The 339-nt window shown below is 61.9% G+C and carries 1 protein-coding gene; it reads left to right on the top strand.

Annotation, left to right across the window (positions count from 1 at the left end):
- A partial coding sequence (locus P0G09_RS16295) for a DUF815 domain-containing protein (RefSeq protein ID WP_275253188.1) occupies positions 1-339 on the top strand: 339 nt, incomplete at both ends.

The following is a 339-nucleotide window of genomic DNA, read 5'->3' as shown; positions in this document are numbered from 1 at the left end:
GCCAGCTGGTGCCCGTGAAGTACCCCGACCCCCAGAAGCTCAGCGAGCTGCCGGGCTACGAGAAGGAGCGGGAAAAGGTCATTGCCAACACCCGCGCCCTGCTGGCCGGTTCCCCCGCCAACAAGGTTCTGCTCTACGGCGATGCCGGCACCGGCAAATCCAGCACGGTCAAGGCCATTGCCAATGAGTACGCCACCGACGGCCTGCGGCTGGTGGAGGTCAAGAAGAACCAGCTCTACCAGATCCCCGACCTGATGGATCAGCTGGCGGCCAACCCGATCAACTTCATCCTCTTCATCGTTGACCTGAGCTTCTCCTCCAACGACGACAACTTTGCCG

It is taken from the genome of Faecalibacterium sp. DFI.5.82 (assembly GCF_029076575.1).
GTDB lineage: Bacteria > Bacillota > Clostridia > Oscillospirales > Ruminococcaceae > Faecalibacterium > Faecalibacterium duncaniae.
Note: the sequence above shows the minus strand (reverse complement) of the source record. Positions and strands in the feature narration are given on the sequence as shown.